The sequence below is a fragment of the Myxococcus guangdongensis genome, assembly GCF_024198255.1.
In the GTDB taxonomy this organism is placed as follows: Bacteria; Myxococcota; Myxococcia; order Myxococcales; family Myxococcaceae; genus Myxococcus; species Myxococcus guangdongensis.
The window spans coordinates 411115-428756 of the sequence record NZ_JAJVKW010000003.1 but is presented as its reverse complement, the minus strand read 5'-3'; the positions used below and the strand labels follow the sequence as shown (position 1 = coordinate 428756).

At 69.6% G+C, this 17642-nt stretch carries 17 protein-coding genes; 6 read left to right on the top strand and 11 right to left on the bottom strand.

Annotation, left to right across the window (positions count from 1 at the left end; all coding sequences use genetic code 11):
* Positions 1–435 precede the first annotated feature (435 nt).
* The 6 genes from LXT21_RS11175 to LXT21_RS11150 all read right to left on the bottom strand — a co-directional run bounded on the left by LXT21_RS11175 (position 436) and on the right by LXT21_RS11150 (position 4793).
* On the bottom strand, positions 436–927 hold the full coding sequence (locus LXT21_RS11175) for an SRPBCC domain-containing protein (RefSeq protein ID WP_254038097.1): 492 nt from the start codon (positions 925–927) through the stop codon (positions 436–438).
* A gap of 16 nt (positions 928–943) precedes the next feature.
* Positions 944–1285: an ArsR/SmtB family transcription factor gene (locus tag LXT21_RS11170; protein ID WP_254038096.1), complete on the bottom strand. Its 342-nt coding sequence runs from the start codon at positions 1283–1285 to the stop codon at positions 944–946.
* Between the two features lie 4 nt (positions 1286–1289).
* Positions 1290–1712 (bottom strand): VOC family protein, encoded by a 423-nt coding sequence (locus tag LXT21_RS11165; RefSeq protein ID WP_254038095.1) that lies wholly within the window; start codon positions 1710–1712, stop codon positions 1290–1292.
* Positions 1713–1869: 157 nt separating this feature from the next.
* Entirely contained in the window at positions 1870–2457 is a 588-nt protein-coding gene (locus tag LXT21_RS11160; protein ID WP_254038094.1) for an NYN domain-containing protein, read from the bottom strand.
* Positions 2458–2571: 114 nt separating this feature from the next.
* On the bottom strand, positions 2572–4077 hold the full coding sequence (locus tag LXT21_RS11155) for an ATP-binding protein (RefSeq protein WP_254038093.1): 1506 nt from the start codon (positions 4075–4077) through the stop codon (positions 2572–2574).
* Positions 4074–4793 (bottom strand): GTP-binding protein, encoded by a 720-nt coding sequence (locus tag LXT21_RS11150; protein WP_254038092.1) that lies wholly within the window; start codon positions 4791–4793, stop codon positions 4074–4076. Before LXT21_RS11150 ends, LXT21_RS11155 begins: the two co-directional genes overlap by 4 nt.
* 289 nt (positions 4794–5082) lie before the next feature.
* Here LXT21_RS11150 and LXT21_RS11145 point away from each other — a divergent pair, with 289 nt between their 5' ends.
* The 5 genes from LXT21_RS11145 to LXT21_RS11125 all read left to right on the top strand — a co-directional run bounded on the left by LXT21_RS11145 (position 5083) and on the right by LXT21_RS11125 (position 10402).
* Positions 5083–5619 carry a GNAT family N-acetyltransferase gene (locus tag LXT21_RS11145; protein WP_254038091.1) on the top strand — a complete coding sequence of 179 codons (537 nt, stop codon included), beginning with the start codon at positions 5083–5085 and terminating at the stop codon, positions 5617–5619.
* A gap of 289 nt (positions 5620–5908) precedes the next feature.
* The gene (locus tag LXT21_RS11140; RefSeq protein ID WP_254038090.1) at positions 5909–7837 is read left to right on the top strand and encodes a PilT/PilU family type 4a pilus ATPase; all 1929 of its coding nucleotides are present in this window, start codon (positions 5909–5911) and stop codon (positions 7835–7837) included.
* Position 7838: 1 nt separating this feature from the next.
* Positions 7839–8942 carry a type IV pilus twitching motility protein PilT gene (locus LXT21_RS11135; RefSeq protein ID WP_254038089.1) on the top strand — a complete coding sequence of 368 codons (1104 nt, stop codon included), beginning with the start codon at positions 7839–7841 and terminating at the stop codon, positions 8940–8942.
* Positions 8943–8997: 55 nt separating this feature from the next.
* Entirely contained in the window at positions 8998–9816 is an 819-nt protein-coding gene (locus LXT21_RS11130; RefSeq protein ID WP_254038088.1) for a hypothetical protein, read from the top strand.
* 61 nt (positions 9817–9877) lie between these two features.
* Complete coding sequence (locus LXT21_RS11125) at positions 9878–10402, top strand: GNAT family N-acetyltransferase (RefSeq protein ID WP_254038087.1); 525 nt, start codon at positions 9878–9880, stop codon at positions 10400–10402.
* A gap of 11 nt (positions 10403–10413) precedes the next feature.
* Here LXT21_RS11125 and LXT21_RS11120 read toward each other — a convergent pair whose 3' ends face one another.
* From LXT21_RS11120 to LXT21_RS11110, 3 genes are all read right to left on the bottom strand, one after another.
* Positions 10414–11055: a hypothetical protein gene (locus tag LXT21_RS11120; RefSeq protein ID WP_254038086.1), complete on the bottom strand. Its 642-nt coding sequence runs from the start codon at positions 11053–11055 to the stop codon at positions 10414–10416.
* Positions 11056–11517: 462 nt separating this feature from the next.
* On the bottom strand, positions 11518–13281 hold the full coding sequence (locus LXT21_RS11115) for a hypothetical protein (protein WP_254038085.1): 1764 nt from the start codon (positions 13279–13281) through the stop codon (positions 11518–11520).
* Positions 13278–13883 (bottom strand): hypothetical protein, encoded by a 606-nt coding sequence (locus LXT21_RS11110; RefSeq protein ID WP_254038084.1) that lies wholly within the window; start codon positions 13881–13883, stop codon positions 13278–13280. The genes LXT21_RS11115 and LXT21_RS11110 overlap by 4 nt, the downstream gene beginning before the upstream one ends.
* Positions 13884–14579: 696 nt before the next feature.
* On the opposite strand from LXT21_RS11110, the gene LXT21_RS11105 reads away from it, so the two are divergent.
* Positions 14580–16391 carry a TIGR02996 domain-containing protein gene (locus LXT21_RS11105; RefSeq protein ID WP_254038083.1) on the top strand — a complete coding sequence of 604 codons (1812 nt, stop codon included), beginning with the start codon at positions 14580–14582 and terminating at the stop codon, positions 16389–16391.
* Here the strand turns inward: LXT21_RS11105 and map are convergent.
* Positions 16350–17156 (bottom strand): type I methionyl aminopeptidase, encoded by an 807-nt coding sequence (gene map, locus LXT21_RS11100; protein ID WP_254038082.1) that lies wholly within the window; start codon positions 17154–17156, stop codon positions 16350–16352. The two genes, LXT21_RS11105 and map, sit on opposite strands and share 42 nt — an antisense overlap.
* Before the next feature lie 68 nt (positions 17157–17224).
* Positions 17225–17572 (bottom strand): hypothetical protein, encoded by a 348-nt coding sequence (locus LXT21_RS11095; protein ID WP_254038081.1) that lies wholly within the window; start codon positions 17570–17572, stop codon positions 17225–17227.
* Between the last annotated feature and the right edge of the window lie 70 nt (positions 17573–17642).

The following is a 17642-nucleotide window of genomic DNA, read 5'->3' as shown; positions in this document are numbered from 1 at the left end:
GCTCCCCCTCTTCGGATTGACACAACTGGTTTCACCACGTCTGTCCAGCGCGCGCCCTTATGAAGCATTCAACAAATATTTACAAGACAGAATCGGATTCACCACAAATCCCACCCAGCCATCCATGCAGGCGCACTACGGAATCTCCACGACATGTGAGGACTTGACCCCGGGTGCGTCAAGACTGCACCCACAGGCGCATCCGGGCGGACGCAGGCCGCGTCAGGAGAGGACGCGCCAGGTCCCGAGCGTGCGCCCTGGCCGCGTCCCGGACGCACGCGAAAGCGCGTCCGGTGCGTACGCGAGACATGTGTCAGTGGGGTATCCGCGGGCAGGTGCGCCGGACGGGCTCGGGGCCACACGTCCGGACGCCAACAGCATACATGCCCGCGAGGGTGTTCTCCGGAATTTTATGACGGGGCTAATCGCTGACAGTCATCCAACGCGTGGCGTCGAGCGGGAAGCCACGGTGCGCAACGCGATGGTGAGGCTTGCCCACCACATGCCCATCGTCGCGAGGAAGGCGGCGACGTCCTGGCCGTGGCGCACGGGGTGGTCCGGGCGCAGCGACTCCCAGCCACGGTGCTCCAGGACGACGCGGGTGCCGCCCTCGGCGGACTCGAAGCGCACGTCCACCTCGGTGAGCTCGCCGGGCGCGAAGTTCCGGCCGCGCCACTCGAAGCGCAGGTGGAGGCCGGGCACCCACGACAGCACGCGTCCAATCTCGAAGACGCCGTCGGAGTCCTCCTCCACCAGCCGGCCTCCGGCGCCGCCCTCGAAGCGCACCACGCTGTCGGGCGCTCGGGAGCCCCGGAAGCGAGGCCCCTTGCGCCACCAGAGGTTGGTCTCCTCGGTGAAGACCTCGAAGGCCACCTGGGGCTCCAGGGCGAGGAAGGTCGTCACGCGGGCTGTCTGGGGCGTCGTCATCTCGGGGCCTCGACTCTCACGTCTTCTTCCGGGTGCGCTCGGCGTGGGCCTTGAACGCGGAGAGCTGATCTCCCCAGAAGGACTCCACCTCGTCGAGCCACGCGCGCAGCTCCCCGAAGCGCTCGGGGCGCAGCCGGTACACCTTCACGCGGGCGTCCTCCTCGATGGCCTCCTCCTCCACCAGCCCCGTCTTGCGCAGCACGCGCAGGTGACGGGACATGGCGGGCGCGGACATGTCGAAGGCGGCGGCCAGCTCGCCCGCGCGCCGGGGCTCCTCGCGCAGCAGGTCGATGACCCCCCGACGGGTCGGGTCGGCCAGCGCGGCGAAGGTCTCATCGAGGCGGCGGGCGGCTCCCATGGACTCAGCCCTTGGACGACAGCCGCTGGGCGAACCACCAGGAGTGGCCCTCCAGGTCCTCGGCGCCGTAGCCCCGGTCCGTCCAGTAGTCCTCGCCGTAGTCCGTGGTCTTCGGCTCCTGGACGATTCTGGCGCCCGCGGCCCGCGCCCGCGCGCAGTGCGCGTCTACGTCGTCCACGTACACCATCAGGTAGCACGCGCTCGTGCTTCCCACCGTGCGGCCCGGGAACTTGGAGGAGACCGAGTTCACCAGGAGGACGGCCTCGCCATACACCAGCTCCGAGTGGACGATGGTGCCCGGCGCGCCCTCCACCTTCAGCCGCGTCTGGAACCCGAAGGCCTTCTCCAACCAATCGATGGCCTTGGGCGCGTCCTCGTAGAACAGCCCGGGACTGATGCGTGAGAACCCCTCGGGAACCGGCTTCATGGCGTGTCTCCTGGCGGACGTGTCATTAATCACTGGGACAATATTTAACGCCACCGTTAACCATCCGCAAGCGCCAATGGCGAGGGCGCACAGGGACAGGAGGAAGGCGGCCGGGCCCGCGGAGGGGCCCCGGCCGGCGGTGCGCGTGGAGGGCGCGCTAGACGAACAGCATCGGGTCGAACTCGTCCACGTTGACCGGCAGCAGCCGGGGCAGCGGGCGCTGGAACACCTTCGCGTTGAGCTCCAGGTCGACAATCTTCAGGCCCGCGGGGACCAAGTCGCGGAAGCGCTGGCTGACGTACTCACGCAGGCCGAGCACGGCCACCTGGCGCTTCTCCTCGAGCATGGGCTTGAGGGCCTCGGCGAAGTCACCGCCGTCGTGGCTGGCCAGGCCCACGGCCGCATGGGGCCGCTGGGTGCGGATGGTCTCCAAGAGCTTGAGGATGCCCAGGTCCACCACCTTCTGGTCCGGCCGGCCGTAGAGCAGCGCCACCTCGCAGCCCGCGGACTTCAGCGCGCGGATGAAGCCAATCATCACGTCGGGCAGCTGCTCGCCGCGCGCGTTGAGCACCACCACGCAGCGCACGGGCGCGGGGAAGTAGCTCTCGCAGAAGGCGACCAGACGGTCGAACTGCACGCGGTCCTGCGACTCGGGTTTACGACCGACGACGTTGGAGACGGCCCAGTCGATGTTCTCCGCATCGATGAGCACGTAGGAAGCGGCGGAAGGACGTCCAGTGAGCATGGGCGCGGACAATACGCCCGGGCGATGCATTCCGGGGGGAATGCGTGTGACACGTCGCACGACGCGCCACGTCCCGCGCATGTAACGAAGGGAGTCCCGGGCGACATCCCCGAGTCAGAAGCGGTCCGGCCCCGGCGGCAGCTCGGGCACGGGCGCGGGGGCCGCCAGCAGGCCGTGCTCGGGGATGGGCGGCTGCATGGGCAGCACCACCGTGAAGCGCGAGCCGCGTCCGAACTCGCTCTCCACGAACACCTTGCCGCCGTGGCCTTCCACCAGGCTCTTCACGATGGCCAGGCCCAGCCCCGCGCCGCCGTGCTCGCGCGTGGAGCTGCCGTCCACCTGGTAGAAGCTCTGGAAGATGCGCTCGAACTGGTCCTCGCGGATGCCCACGCCGGTGTCCTCCACGCAGACGCGGTAGCCGGTGAGCCCCAGCACGTCCTGGACGCCCGCCTCCGACAGCACCACCGACACCCGGCCTCCGGACGCGGTGAACTTCAGCGCGTTGGCGAGCAGGTTCACCAGCACCTGGCGCAGCTTGTCCGCGTCGCCCGCCAGCCGGGGCCTGGGCAGGGGCGGCAGGCGCACCTCCAGCTCCACGCCCTTGCGCTGCGCCTGGGGCAGCACGGTGGAGACCGCCGTCTGGATGACGCTGGCCAGGTCCACCGGCCCCACCGACAGCCGCAGCTTGCCGGCCTCGATCTGGCTCAGGTCGAGGATGGACGAGATGAGGTTGAGCAGCGACTCGCCCTTCTCGACGATGGTGCGCACGTAGAGCAGCTGCTCGGGGTTGAGCACGCCGGCCAGGCCCTCGGCCAGCATCTCCGAGTAGCCGATGATGGACGCCAAGGGCGTGCGCAGCTCGTGGCTCACCGTGCCCAGGAAGGTGGACTTGAGCCGGTCCAGTTCCTTGAGGCGCGTGTTCACCTGCGCCAGGCGCGAGTTCTGCGCCTCCAGCTCGCGGTGCGTCTCCAGCATCGCCTCGATGTGCAGCTGCGTCGTCAGGTACGTGCGGTGGCCGCTGGCGACGAGCGCGGCGAGCACCTGGCCGAAGTGCGTGAGCACCTGCACCACGGTGCGCTCGGGCGCGCGGCGCACCTTGGACACCAGCTCCTGCGCGCGCGTGAGCTCCAGCGCGGAGATGTCCGTGAGGGTCTCCGGGAAGTCGCCCAGCTCCTCGGGGGTGAAGGGCCCCAGGATGACGCGGCCCAGGAAGTCCCCTTCCCAGCGCACCGGCATCACCAGGTAGCGCAGGCCGGTGAAGCACGGCAGCGCGATGAGGCCCGCCTCCTCCGCGCCGTCGCCCTGGGCCACGCGCGCGCCGTTGAGCGGGACGACGGGGCCGTCCTTCACGCGCGCCACGGTGGCGGTGCAGCGCGAGCGGCCGTCCGGGAAGGAGAAGACGTACGCGCAGAAGTCGCCGTGGCCCACCTTCACGTCGGCCAGCTTGGTGCCGCGCGCGTCGAGCACCTTGATGCCCACGCGGTACAGCTCGCTGAAGCTCTTCACCACCTCCGAGAACGACGGGAGGTCCAGCATCTCACCCAGGGACAGCCGGCGCTGGAGGACGGACTCGCGGCGCGAGCCCTCCGGGGGCACGCTGCCCTGGTAGCCGCCGCTCATCGCCCGCCCCCCACCTGCTCGTCGCGGGTGACGGCGGCGTAGCGCCCGGCCAGCGCGGTGCCCGACAGGTCCATGCGGCCGAAGACCTGGGAGAGGAACTCCAGCTCGGTGAGGCCCACGTTGCGCGCCAGGTGCGCGCGCGCGTCCAGCCGCCGGTAGGCCGCCTGCGCCACGGCGTGGAAGGTCTCCAGCACGCCCTCGCCCTTGAGGGCCACCGCGCCCACCACGGCCTCCCCGCCGCGCTTGCGCGCCTCCTCCAGCTCCGCGTCCGTGCGCGCGTCGGGCAAATCCCGCTTGTTGAACTGGATGACGACGGGCACCTGCACGGGGTCCAGCCCGTTCTCCTTCATGTTGTCCTGCAGGTTGCGCCAGTAGGCGTTGTTCTCCGCGGTCGCGCCGTGGCGGCTGTCCGCGATGAACACCACCGCGTCGGCGCCCTGCAACACGATGCGCCGGGTGGCGTTGTGGATGACCTGCCCGGGCACGGTGAAGAGCTTCACCTTCACCTTGAAGCCCGAGGACGTGGAGAAGAAGACAGGCAGCAGATCGAAGAACAGGGTCCGGTCGTCGTGCGTGTCCACCGTCAGCAACCGACCCCGGACCTCCGGGTACGCGCGGGCGTGGAGCTGACGCAGGTTCGTCGTCTTCCCGCTGAGTCCGGGACCGTAGTAGACGATCTTGAGCGTCAGCTCGCGCTGGGCGTGGTTCAGTTGCAAGGGGTGCTCGGGCAGGCGGAGTCGAGGGGAGGAGAGGCCAGCCCTCCGGTGACGACCAGGGTTTTTATAGTGGGAACGCTTGCTTCGCGGAAGGCCGGCTGGATGGCGGCCGTGGAAGCGGGGCCTTTGCCCCGGAATGGGGCCGGCGAAGGTGGGGTTGACCCGAATCCGACCCTCTCGTTCCAGGGGGAGGCAAACTCCTCACTTGAGAAGACAATGTGCGCGGAATCACCGCGTGCACCGGTGGCGGGGGTGCGGTTAGGATCGCAGCGCGACGGAGGAGATGGCGATGACGATGAAGCAGGTGGACCCGGGCATGGAGATGGCCCCAGCCCCGGTGCTGGATGTGGTGGGCCTCCCCAACGACCTGATGGCGGCGGTGAAGTTCACCCTGCCCACCGACGAGGACATGACGGCGGTGGCGGCCCTGCGCGCCGGCTCCGAGCCCTGGAAGAGCCGGGGTGAGACGCAGGAGGACAGTCTCAAGGCCCTGACCCAGCTCAAGCCCTTCATCCACGTGGCCCGGCTGCAGAGTCAGATCGTCGGCTACGTCACGGTGGAGCGCGACGGCCCGGTGCCCGGCGCGGCCTACCTGCGCAACATCGTGGTGAAGCCGGAGCTGCGCAAGAAGGGCCTGGGGATGGTGGTGCTGGAGCAGGCGCTCCGGGCCGCGCGGGACATGTACCGCAAGACCATTGCCCTGCGCGTGGACCCGTCCAACGCGCCCGCGGTGGGCTTCTACCGCAAGGCGGGCTTCACCACCGTGGCCACGGTGGTGTCCAAGAAGTCCGGCAAGCTGCGGCTCCTGATGTCGCGCGAGCTGTAGCCCACGTCTGTCGCGCACCCGGCGGGAGGAAGCGTGCCTCCCGCCCCCGCTCCGAGCGGGCCCGCGAGGGCCCCGGAGCTCCCTCCCCCACCCTGGCGAAGCGACTCCGTCCACTTCTGACAGGTGGGTGTGGGGCCCACTGTGCGTGGCGAAGGCAGGCGGGCGTGGCGAGCGGTGGGAAGAAGCGCCTGGCTGGACCTGGGGGATGGGCGCATTCGAGGCGTTGTCGACTATCCTGTGGACCACCCCCCGCGCTCCGCGCTTCGTCCCAGCCCGAGTCGACTTCCGCATGAGACCCCTTGCTGAGCTGTTGCGCCATCTGTCGCGGCCTGGAGTGACGGAGCTGACCCTGGCCACGGGCCGACCGCCCATGATTCGGGGGAGCGGTGGATATGAGCCGGTGGACCCGGCGGCGGTGACGACGGAGGACGTCGTGCGGGCGCTGCAGGCCATGGTGGGCGTGGCCCGGGCCTCCACCGTCTCGGATGCGCCGTCGCAGTGGTCCGTCAACGCCAACGGGTTGGGCGCGCTGTCCATCGCCGCCCAGCGTCGGGGCGACCTCATGCACCTGAGGCTGTCGCGCGCGGCGGAGGCTGGCGCCGCTCCGGCGGCAGCGGCGGCTCCGACTGCAGCGGCTCCAGCAACCGCGCGAGCTTCCACCGCGGCCGTGCAGGGCGCGGGGCAGACCGCCGCACAGGGAGCGGCCGGGTACGGCGCACCGAGCGCTTCGACGGGATATGCCGCGCAAGGCGCGGGACCGGCGACGCCGGGCACCGCGGCCGGGTACGGGGCCCAGGCCACCGCCAGGAACGTGGCCACCGGGAGCTCCGGCGCGCAGGCCACGTCACCAGGTGCCTCGGCCGGTTACGGCGCGCAGGGCACCGCGGGACAGGCCACGTCACCGGGCGCCTCGATGGGTTACGGCGCGCAGGGCACTTCCGCGGGCCACGGTGCGCAGGCCGCTCCGCAGGGCGCCGCGGTGCAGTCCCCCTCGCAAGGCGGGTATTCGAGCTCGGGAACGCAAGAGGCCGCGCGGAACCTCGCGGCGTCGCGGCTGACGGGTGGGGCCCGGGACCTGGCGGTGGTGCTGGAGCAGGGCCGGAGCGTGCGGGCCAGCGACGTGCACGTGGTGGCCGAGCGCCCCGTGCTCTTCCGCCTCGCCGGAGACCTCGTGCCCCAGGGCGGCGTGCTCGACGCCGCGCGCGTGGAGGGCATGCTGCTGCCCGTGGTGCCGGAGCGGCTGCGCGCCGTGCTCGAGCGCGACGGCAGCTGCGACTTCTCGCTCGACTCGCCGGAGATGGGGCGCTTCCGCGTCAACGTCTCGCGCCACCGCACGGGCCTCAAGGGCACCTTCCGCGTCATCGCCCGCGACATCCCCACGCTGGAGTCGCTCGGCCTGCCTCAGGACATCGCGAAGGCCACCCACCACCACCAGGGCCTCATCGTCATCACCGGCCCGTCCGGCCATGGCAAGACGAGCACCCTGGCCGCGCTGGTGGACCTCATCAACAGCCACACGTCCCACCACATCCTCACCGTGGAGGACCCGGTCGAGTTCGTGCACCCGCGCAAGAAGGCGCTCATCAGCCAGCGCGAGGTGGGCGGGCACACGCGCACCTTCGCCAGCGCGCTCAAGGGCAGCCTCCGCGAGGACCCGGACGTCATCGTCGTGGGCGAGCTGCGCGACACGGAGACGGTGCGCATGGCGTTGGCGGCCGCGGAGACGGGCCACCTGCTCATCAGCACCATGAACACGCCGAGCGCGGCGAAGACCATCGACCGGCTCATCGACCTGTTCCCGCCCGCGGACCAGCAGCAGGTGCGCCTGTCCCTGTCGAGCGGCTTGCGCCTCATCGTCAGCCAGCGGCTGATGGCGAGCGCGGACGGCAAGAGCATGGTGGCCGCGGCGGAGGTGCTGCCGGGCTCCGTGGCGCTGGGCAACCTCATCCGCGACAACAAGACGTACCAGATTCCCTCGCTCCAGCAGCGCGGCAAGAGCCTGGGCATCGTCCGCTTCGAGGACTCGATGGCGGACCTGGTGCGCGCGGGCAAGGTGAAGCTGGAGGTGGCGAAGGGCTTCGTGGACAACCCGGACGAGCTGGAGGCGGTGGTGACGGGACGCAGGCCGGGCACGTCGGTGGCCGCGCCGGAGACGCCACAGGACAGCGCGCGGCTGCTCAGCAAGATGGGCTCGCTGATGGGAAGGAAGGGGGGCTGAGATGAACACGCCACGCATCGCCCAGTTCTTCGACATCCTGCTGGAGCAGAAGGGCAGCGACCTGCACCTGAGCGTCGGCTATCCCCCCATGGGCCGCATCCGCGGCGAGCTGACGCCCCTGCGCGAGGCGGCGCTGACGACGCAGGAGCTGGAAGGGCTGCTCTTCGAAATCGTCAACCCGGCGCAGAAGCGGCAGATCGTCGAGGAGCTGGACCTCGACTTCGCCTACGGCTACGGGACGAAGGCGCGCTTCCGCGCGAACTACTTCTACAAGCAGACGGGCCTGGGCGCGGTGTTCCGCACCATTCCGAGCAAGGTGCTCACGCTCGACGACCTGAAGACGCCCGAAATCGTGCGCAAGCTGGCCGAGCGTCGCAGCGGCCTGGTGCTGGTGACGGGGCCGACGGGCAGCGGCAAGTCCACCACGCTCGCGGGCATGGTGAACCACATCAACCAGACGCGCCCGGCGCACATCCTCACCATCGAGGACCCGGTGGAGTTCGTCCACGAGTCCGCGAAGGCGCAGGTGACGCACCGGGAAGTGGGCCCGCACGCGTCGAGCTTCGCCACGGCCATCCGCTCGGCGGGCCGCGAGGACCCCAACGTCATCCTCATCGGCGAGTTGCGCACGAACGAGACGATGAAGCTGGCGCTCCAGCTCGCGAGCTTCGGCGTGCTGGTGTTCGCCACGGTGCACACCAACAGCGCGCCGGCGACCATCGACCGCATCATCAACTCGTTCCCCGCGGACGAGCAGGCGCAGGTGCGGGGCATGCTCGCGGAGAGCCTCGCGGGCATCGTCGCCCAGCAGCTCATCAAGACGGCGGACGGCAAGGGCCGCGTGGCGGCGCTGGAAATCCTGGTGGGCGGCGCGGCCATCGCGGCGATGATTCGCGAGGGCAAGGTCTTCCAGATTGCGTCCAAGATGCAGGCGGGCCAGGGCCAGGGCATGCAGACGTTGGACATGCACCTGGAGCGCATGGTGCGCGACAACGTCATCACGCCCGAGGCGGCGCTGGAGAAGGCCCAGGACAAGGAGAACCTGGCCAAGGTCATCCAGCGGCTCAAGCCGGACTGGGTGCTGCCGGAGTCGATGAAGGCGTAGCGCCCGCGTCAGGAATGCCGTGGCATTTCGTCCCTCGCGCCCGCGGGAGGGCGACATGCTCTACGGTGACGAGAAGTCCTTGCAGATGGCGCGCAGCCTGTTGCCCTCGCAGTGGAGGGAGAAGGCCCGGCAGCATCGAACCCACGCGAGCCGGAGCACCCGACGCACGGTCAGGGTCCACGTCGCCCGGATGGTGAGTGACCCGGACTTCTTCGAGGGCTGCGCCGAGGTGGACGCGGACTCCACGGTGGAGATGCGCCAGATGGTGAACCGTCGGCGCCAGTCCGACAAGGTGAGCCCCTTCCTTCGCTGGGCGAAGCACCGCACCGCCGATGAGCCGAGGGACTCCCGCCTGAGTCGCATCCGAGGCGTCGTGCCGGAGGGCCTCATCGGCGCCCACGCGCTCGACCATTTGCGTGGCGACGAGCATTTCATGAGCACCGCGGAGCTGGCCTCCTGGGAAGCCCGGCGATGGGTCAGCCAGAACCGGTGGCGCTCCGAACGGGGGGTGATGGCGCAACTGCTGCGGCGACTGTTGCGCATCGCTGGAGGGCAGAAGGCTTTCAACGGGTACCTCAAGCGAGCCTCCGCCAAGGGCTGGAGCAAACGACTCGGGCACGATGGTCGGCGCCACACGGTCTTCCACGGCGACGACTCACTCCGGCTGTTGATGGGGGTGCACGACGTGCTTCCCTTCCTGGACGCCATCGAGGTCCACGCGCGCACACCCCGAGACTGGAGCCGTCCTCAAAGACCCGCGTCGACCCGGGTGCCCGCGCTGGACTTCCTTCGCGCCTTCCACCGCCACACGTTCGACCTGGGCGCCACGCTCAGGAGCCTCCCGGTCCCGAAGCTGACGAACCTGCCCGCCTGAGACTTGCTGTGCGGGTGCGAAGTCGGTGGTGGGCGGGAGGTCACTGAACCAGGATGCGTGCATGATTCACGGCCTGGAGCAGGTGGACACCGAGCGGCTGCGGCTGCGCGCCTTCCGCGAGAGCGACGTGGAGGCGATGTTCGAGCTGCACAGCGACCCGCGGACGAACCTCGTCGATGCCTCCGCGGCCATGAGCACGCGGGAAGAAGCGCGGGAGCTGCTGTCGCGGTGGCTGGGGGATTGGGCCGAGCGGGGCGTGGGGTATTGGGCGGTAGAGCGACGCGAGGCGCCCGGCGTCATCGTGGGAGTCGGCGGCGTGCGGCACAAGCCACTCGAGGGGCGGACGGTGTTGAACCTGGCCTATCGGTTCTTCCCGTCCGCGTGGGGCTCGGGGTTCGCGACCGAGGTGAGTCGGGTGGCGGTGGAAAAGGCGCGGCTGCACCTGCCGGACGTCCCACTGGTCGCCATCATCCATCCCGACAACGTGCCGTCCGTGCGCGTGGCGGAGCGGCTGGGGCTTCGCTTCGAGCGCACCGTCCCCTACGGGACGGGAGACGTTCCCCACCGGCTGTACGTGGTGGGCTGAGGTCTCCACATCTAGAGACGCTCGCGCATGCCCTCGCGGAACAGCGCGAACACCGCCTGGCCGCATCGGTCCGAGGCATCTGCTCGGGCCCTGGCGACACGCACCTCGTAGCGGAGGCCCTTCAACACCAGCGGCTTCGTCTCTCCGACGGAGACAGAGACAGTGTCGCCTGGGCTCTCGAAGCGGAGCCTCGCGCCACGAGTCCGCTCGCCCTTCTTCGCTTCACAGTCCGCCAGCTCCCACTGCACCTTCAGCTCCGGCACGAGCCCCGGTGGCAACAAGACCTCTCCGTCCGGCGTGGTCGGCGCGCTCGGCACCGTGAGCAACAGCAAGCGCCCCTGCGCGTCTCGGAGCGTGTCCCCCGCGAGGAGCGCGGGTTGCTCACCCTCACTGGACAGACAACTCGCGGGCTCACGGTGACTGGTCCACGCCACCGTCCTTCCCGTCAGGTCCGCCAGGACGTCCGGCACCGTGAGCCCATAGCTCACGCCTCCGCGCACGTCGCCTGTCGCGTACTCCAGCACCGAGGCCCACTGGTCCGCGTGACGGTAGGCCCCTCGAAGCTGTCGGGCCACCTGGAACCGTCGCTCCAGTCGGGGACCCGCGCGCTCGAGCGAACGCGTCTCCGGCTCCTCCTTGAAGGCGACCTCCACCCTCGCCTCTCGCCACAACCCGTCACAGGCCCCAGGTGGCTCCGTCGTCGCGGATGAGCTCCGCGTGGGCGACGATGCCCCGTCACCGGCCCCCCGGACCTCCGACCGCACACCCGCTGAAGCCCTCGCGGTCTCGACGACAGGCACACGGGCTCCGTCGCTCAAAAGAGGCACAGAGCCACCTGACGCTGTCGTGGACGGCACTCCCGCATCCGACCGAGCAGGCTCTGTCCGTGACAAGCACGCGGTGTGGACGAGCGCCAACACCAGCCCCCCACTCGCGATGAGGACGCGCGATGAAGCGCTCCCCCTCCTCTCGTCACGCGAGACCTCGCTCCTCGTCATCACGGATGCCCTTTCATCGTTCAGACGAGGACACGCGCGACGCGAGCGTGGAGCCACTTCGATGCGCCTCGCGAGGCCCGCGTCGCGTCATCCCGCCTGACCTCCAGTCCGAGGCCATCAGAGGCACTCCGCGTACAGCATCGTCCCGTCCTCGGACACGTGGAAGTCCCGCCCCTCCACCCGCCCTCTCGCCACCCATCGCTCCCGCTTGCGCCGGACATCCTCACGTCTGCGACTCACCGAGCGCTCCTCGTGCGGCACCCGAGGCTGGAAGCGCGCGGGCCCACCCTTGTCATCCGGTGCGTACCGCGTCAGCAGCGAACGCTTCACGCCGCGCCCCGCGCCGTCATCCGCATCCCCGTCGTCGGTGAAGTCGACCTCCAGCGAGCCCCACTCCCCCACGTCGCAGTCACAGGAGCCGCACCCCGGGAAGCTGCATCCGAGGAACCCGTCCCGACAGGAGACACACTCGTACTTCGGCGAGGAACCACAGGTCGCGCAGCCGTTGTCGCCAAACGAGTACGAGTGCCAGCCAGAGTGGCTCACGCCCGTGAACTGGTAGCGGTAGTTCATCACGCTGTCGTGGACCACGCTGTACTGTCCCCCCACGTCGTTGCCGTTGTGGTCCAGGTCCAGGTTGTGGCCCAGCTCGTGGATGAAGGTGCCGCGCTGCTCCTGGATGCTCGGGCTGCTGAAGCAGCCCAGGCTGACGATGATGTCATTGCCCAGCATCTCCGCCTTGCCCGAGGAACACGTGCTGAGGCTCGTGTGCCGGTACGCCCACATCGCATAGTGGAAGTACGGCCGGCGCTCCGGATTCGTCGACGAGAAGTGGTTTTGCTTCAGCGAATAGAAGTCCACGCCGCCCGTGCAGCTCCCGTAACAGACCACCTCGCTCCACGGCAGCGGCGTGTCGATGAGGGCATGCAGCCGCACGCTCCCACCCGAGTCCTGCGCGAACACCGCCGCCGCGTCCGCCACCAGCCCCGTGTACGGCTGCCGGGTGAGGTACGGGTTGGTCGGGTGCTGCATCCAGTCCACCTCCACGAAGATGTCCCGCTTCGTGGGACTCCCCCACTCGGAGAAGGAGTAGCCGTCGTTGCCGAACACCTCCAGCGTGTCCGGGATGCCGTCCTCATCCGAGTCCTCCTCGTCGGCTTGCAGCCCCATGAGCGACTCCAGCGCGTCCGACAGTCCATCCTCGTCATCGTCGTTGTCGTCGAAGATGGTGGACCACAGCTCCTCGTCGTGGATGAAGCTCGCCATGCCCGTGCTCCCGGGGTAGCGGCCCACCACCACGCGCTGCGTGCCCACGTTCTGCGTGCTCGCCGCCGTGATGAGCGGGTAGTACTTGGGACCGCTGTCGTCATCGTGCTGCAGGTACTCCGTGTTGGAGCGCAGCAGGAAGAGCAGGTGGTCCCCGCTTCCCGGCGTGGTCGCCGAGGCCCGGAAGGTGTCCTTCGCGTTCCATGCGAAGAGCAACGGCACGCCCCCGAAGGGCTGATTCGTCAGGACGCGCTCGTTGTTGCGATACACGCTCGTCGTGCCACCGCGCCCGTCCGCGTAGGCGCGCACCCAGACGCGGTAGTAGCCCGTGTCCGGTGCCACGAAGGTCACACACGAGCGCGTCCCGCCCAGACAGTCATCGCCCACGGCCACCTGGCTCCAGCCGTTCCTGTCACGCAGCACGTGCAGCACCGTGTCCGGCGCGGAGCCCGAGAGCTCTCGCGTCTCGAACGTGTAGCTCTGTCCAGCCTCCAGCCAGGTGCTCAACCAGATGAAGCTGCCCCAGTCCCGCGAGGCCACGTAGTGCGGACCCGCCCACGCCAGCATCGGCGCCAGCAGCACCACCGCGCGCAGCGCTCCCATGAAACCCTTCATCGCGTCTGCTCCCCCTGGAAGAACCATTCCTTGAACGTGTCCTGCGCGCGGGCCCGCTCCTCGGGTGAGAGCTCCCGCCACTTCTCCTGCTCCCGGGCGAGCGCCTGCCGGTAGCGCGCATCCACCTCGCGCGCCCGCGTGTCCTCCGTGGGAGGCGCGGAGAGCTTCGCGACCAGGTCGAGCGCCGCGAGGTAGCGCCGCTCCAGTCGCGCGCGCGTCTCGGGGGTGGCGTCCAGGAAGGCCCGCTCCGTGCGCGCCACGAGCGCCGACAGGTCATCCACCGACTCCTCGCGCAGCAGCGCCTGCTCCTCCGCCGTCAGCGGCACCAACGCCTCCTTCGCGAAGCGCGTCAGCGCGGAGTCCGCGGGCGCCAGCCCCGCGACCTGGACCGTCGCTCCGGCCGCGCCCTTCACCTGCTCCACACGGAGCGCGGGCTCCGGCATCGCCTTCGGAGGGTCCTTCATCACGGGTGACGGGGGCGTGGCCACGGGAAGCGGCTCCGCGGCTGGCGCCTCACGCCCGGGTGGCACCGAGACGCAGATGCCCAAGGAGACGAGCACCGCGCCCAGCACCACACCCATCAAGCCTGCTCGCGCGCGCATCCGTCCCCCTCGCGCCTGATGCTAGCACTCGCCCCAGGACACACGGCGGCCGGGCCATCTCCGCCCGATCGCCAACACCCCGTGCGCCGACAAACTCGCGCCAGGACAAGTCTTCGCGGGATGAACCCTCTTCCATCCGACACATGCCCTCCAGGCACATGACCCACGGGACACCAACGCACCTCGCGAAAAACCTTCTGCCGCCAGTGTCCGGACGCGTACTCGCGCTCGACTGACACCTGCCACGGCTCGGAGAGCAGCAGCCACTCGCTGGGCAGAAATGCCCTCACCAGCATCCGGCGGATTCGCCTCCCACCTGCCTGACACCCGCTCTCACGAAGCGCAGCATCCGCTCGCTGGGCAGAAATGCCCTCGCCAGCATCCGGCGGATTCACATCCCACCTGCCTGACACCCGCCCTCACGAAGCGCAGCATCCACTCGCTGGGCGGAAATGCCCTCGCCAGCATCCGGCGGATTCACGTCCCACCTGCCTGACACCCGTCCTCGACGGACTCCCGCCGTCTCGAGGTGGGCCCCTCCGCCCGACTGGCAGCCCCTGCTTGCCTCCGGTGTCCCGCGAGACATCCGCCGCCGGCAGACACCCGCGCCCCGGGAACGGGCATCGTCGGTCCGATGGGCGGCCCCTCCGCCCTCCGTTGACACCTGCAACCGGGTGGAGATTATCGTCCGCACGATTGACGGACTCCTTCGAGCACATCACGGCGATTCGCGACCAGCCGGAGGACGATGGTCCACGGCTCGCGCTGGCCAACGTGCTCACCCAGCGGGGCGACCCCCGGGGTGAGTTCATCGACATGCAGTGCGCGCTCGTGCGCTACCCGGATGACGTCGAAGTCCAGGACACGCTCCTCGCGCGCACCTCCGACCTCCTGGACGAACACGAGGAGGCGTGGCTGGAGCCCCTGGGCCTGAAGCCCCAAGAAGTGGAGTGGTCACGCGGCTTCGTCGACACGGTGACGCTGACACCTCGAAGGCTCGAGGAGGTCGGCCACCTGCTCTCGCGCGGCGCGCCCGTACGGACGCTGTCGCTGCGCGGGCTCTTCGGGAACGCGGCGTGGCTCGAGCAGGCGCTGGCGTCCCCGTTGCTCGACGTCATCACGGTGCTGGACCTCAATGGCTGTGACCTGAGAGCCGACGCGGGCGAGGTGTTCGCGCGGGCCACCGGGCTCTCCCGCCTTCGTGAACTGCACCTGAGGAACAACCTCCTGGGCTTCCAGGGAGCCCGAGAGCTCGCGTCAGCCACCGCCCTGGGCGCATTGACGCATCTGGACCTGTACGACAACGCCATCAGCCCCGGAGGGATGCGAGGCCTCGTGAGGTCGCCCCACCTCGCCCACCTGCGCGAACTCCACGTCGGCTCTCAAGCGGCGCGCGGCGAGCAACCCGACGAGCTCATCGGGGACGGCGGTGTCCACGAGCTGGCCCGGGCCACGCACATGACGCAGCTGAAGGTGCTCGGCCTCGAGTGGAGCGGCATCACCTTCAAGGGCGCCCAGCACCTCTCCTCGGCGCGCCATCTCACAGGCCTGCGCAAGCTCTCGATACAGGGCAACAGCGTCTGGCAGTCCGGAGCCCGCGCCCTGGTCGAGCGCATGCCCCGGTTGGAGGCGTTGAACATCGAGGGCAATGCCCTGGGCGTCACGGGGATGCGGGTGGTGGCCTCCGGGATGAACCAGCTCACGTCCTTGGACATGAGCGACAATGGAGCGGGCGCCGCGAAGGCCCTGCTCGGAGCCACCCAACTGACGGGCTTGCGCGAGCTGCGGCTGGGCTTCAATGAGCTGGATGACGGGGCCGCGTCGACGCTCGCGAGCCTCGCACACCTCTCGGGACTCACCACGCTCGACCTTCGCGGGAACGCCATCAGAGCCCGGGGCACGAGCGCGCTCGTCAACGCGCCGTCGATGGCACGACTGACAAGCCTGGACCTGAGCAGAAATCCCATCGGCAGATGGGGCGCCGAGGCGCTCGCCACCGCGCCCTCCCTGGAGCTGCTCTCGACGCTGCGGCTGGCGGAGACCGCTCTCGACGCTCACGGCGTCCGAGCGCTGCTCGCCAGCCCTCACCTCCATCGGCTGACGGAGCTCGACCTCGGCTTCAATCCCATCGGAGACGAGGGCGCCATGGCCCTGGCGGAGGCAAACCACCTCTCCCGCCTCCACACCCTGGAGCTGCGGGAAGCCGGCCTGGGTGAGGCCGGCGTGAAGGCCCTCGCCCAGGCCCCTCATCTGTCGGGGCTTATGGCCCTCTTGCTTCACGACAACCCGCTCACCGAAGCGGCCTTGCGCGCGCTCGGCACCGCGACCTGGTCCGCGTCCGTCCAGGAGCTGGGACTCGGCTGCGCGTGGCTGCATGAACGGCCCGCGCAGGCGGAAGCGCTGCTCGCGGAGCTCTCCCTCGCGATGCCGGGCGTCCTGCTCAACGCGTCGGTGTGGAGGCCTCGCTCACGGATGCGCCCCGGCGGACGCAAGCGACGGGCCCACTGAGAGCGGCAGTCCCGGGTTGGGCGTGAGAATCTCGCAGCCCTCGCGCGTCACCAGCACGGTGTGCTCGAACTGCGCGGAGAGGCTGCCGTCGTCCGTCACCACCGTCCACTCGTCCGACAGGACGCGGACCTCGGGACGCCCCAGGTTCACCATCGGCTCGATGGTGATGACCATGCCCGAGCGCAGGGTGATGCCCGTGCCCCTCTTGCCGAAGTGCGGGACATGCGGAGGGCCGTGCATGGCGCGACCGATGCCGTGGCCGCCGAACTCGCGCACGATGCTGCACCCCTCCTGCTCCGCCAGCTCCTGGATGGCCGCGCCGATGTCGCCCAGCTTCGCGCCATGGCGCACCACGGAGATGCCGATGTCCCGACACCTGCGGGCCACGTCCACCACGTGCCGCGCGTCCGAGGACACCTCGCCGATGCAGAACGTGGCGGACGTGTCCCCGTGATAGCCCTCCAGATTCGTGGTGACATCCACGTTGATGATGTCACCGACGGCCAGTCGCTCGTGCGGGTTCGGCACGCCGTGACAGACGACGTGGTTGCGGCTGGTGCAGACCGTGGCCGGGAAGCCGTGGTAGCCCAGCTGACTGGGCGTGCCGCCCCGCCGCGCCGTGTCCTCACGCACCCACTGGTTGATGTCGCCGGTGGAGATGCCCGGCGCCAGCCGCTGCGCGACCCAGGCGAGCGTGCCGGCGGCCGCCGCGCCCGCCAGACGCAGACGCTCGACCTCCGCGCCCTTGAAGAGTGGAGTTCCCATGGCGAGACAAGGTGACTGTCCCGCCCGGGAGCGTCCAATGCTGATTCAGCATCGACCCCGAAACCACCTCAGAGATTGCAGCCGAACTGCATCGTGTAGAACGCGACCCGTCGGCCGCTCACTTCCAGGCAGTCGTGGCGGGCCTCGACGACGTCGCACATTCCATTGGGACAGAGTTTGTTGGCCTGCACCCGAGCGTCGATGCGAGCGGCGGAGTAGGCCCCCGCACAGGTGGGGCCCTCGCCCTCTCCCATCGTGCCCTGACGCGAGGTGCTGCACGCGAGGGACTGCGAGACCTCCGCCGTCTCCGCGACGAAGCCTTCGTCGACCAGGTCGTCCCCCGCGTTGCACGCCACCACGAGAGGAAGGACCGCCAGCAGCACCCGACGCCAGGAACCGAAGATGTGTCGTGTCATCCGAGCGAGGCTAGCGAGCGGACCGCACGGGCCTCCATCGTGGAAACCCACGCCAGGACTGGCAGTGACA